This is a genomic window from Bradyrhizobium sp. JYMT SZCCT0428, assembly GCF_018131075.1.
Lineage (GTDB): Bacteria > Pseudomonadota > Alphaproteobacteria > Rhizobiales > Xanthobacteraceae > Bradyrhizobium.
The window spans coordinates 1-1,247 of the sequence record NZ_JAFCLS010000167.1; the positions used below are offsets into that span (position 1 = coordinate 1).

The 1,247-nt window shown below is 55.3% G+C and carries 1 protein-coding gene; it reads left to right on the forward strand.

All coding sequences use genetic code 11. The annotated features are described in order from the left end of the window. Positions 1 to 696 precede the first annotated feature (696 nt). The gene (locus JQ575_RS44205) at positions 697 to 873 is read left to right on the forward strand and encodes a hypothetical protein (RefSeq protein ID WP_212039424.1); all 177 of its coding nucleotides are present in this window, start codon (positions 697 to 699) and stop codon (positions 871 to 873) included. Positions 874 to 1,247: the final 374 nt, after the last annotated feature.

Sequence of the window (1,247 nt, forward strand, 5' to 3'; positions counted from 1 at the left end):
TCTCGAAGCGCACTTCGGAACTCAGTTACTAGCGCATCATCAGCCGCAGCATAATTGAGGATACCAACGTGGGGCACCCGACGCACCCGGCCGGTTTGCTGCGCGCGGGCTGCGAGAGGCCATGCGACCGCCGCGCCGAGGAGTTTGATGAAATCGCGCCGTCGCATTGCCTCCTCCAGGATTTTAGGACAGGGCATCGGACTCAAACTGCCACACTTTGGCTGGCCGATGTCCGTTGCGGGTCATTCGCGTCGGTTAGGCCGGACCACGGCGATTTCCGGTCTACCCCGGTGAACGGAACATTCTTAGGATAGTCAGGCATGTCTCAAAGGTGGCCAGAAGCAGACACCGGCCAAGACGCCCGTCACTGCGGTTTCGGTGACGAGTGATGGTGCCCGATGCAGGACCCGCTATATTGAAGCAGGTTACAGTCTCCTGACCATCGATCTTGGCTGATTTAGGTAACTTACGCTGTCCTTTTGGGCGGGCAAAAAGACAGTTGCATCCGGTTGGCGTCCGTACTTTGTCTGGTCAATCGACGTTTTCCTCGCGAATTCGTGAAGACGTTTCTTCCTACGGCTCCCCGACGAAACCAAAAATCCCGCGACGACACCATTCTTAGCCTGGGATGGCAAACTCCTGAAACACGATGCGTGCACCCTTACTGCATCGAATTCGTCAACGAAGGAGCCAACGATGCGCAAGCTAGCCCTTTCAGTCGGAGCGCTCGCGATTGCTTTCATGCTTGCATTTGCCTGGTCGCACACTGTGCTCACGCCTTCCCAAGCAGGCGTCGCAGGTTCAATCAATCCGACCGATATCATGTCGAATTACAACGGCACGCTGCCGGTTGAGGCGTGGGAAGCGATATAGCTGTTCTTGGACCCCTGTTCCTCTCTGACTTCAAGACTGAAGCCCGGGCAATTGTCAGGGCTTTTCTTTTAGGAGCTGACGTCATTGAGGATCGCGTATAAGCGAAGCGGGATGCATATCTGCCGAATGGTATATTTGACATTTGGCCCGTCTTCTTCAAAAACCCGAACCTACGCCGGCCGTCGCGTTAGCCAAACTTAAAGGGCGTCTGTAAGTTTCTAACCCGCTTTACGGAGGCTTTACGGATTGGGCCCACCGTTAACGATTAGTTTTCACAGGTGAGCCGATGCCAACCATCGCAACAGCGGATACCGAAGCACGTAGCACGCCGCGCCGCAAAGTCCTCGATAGCGGTTTAATCAGGTTCGGCGACT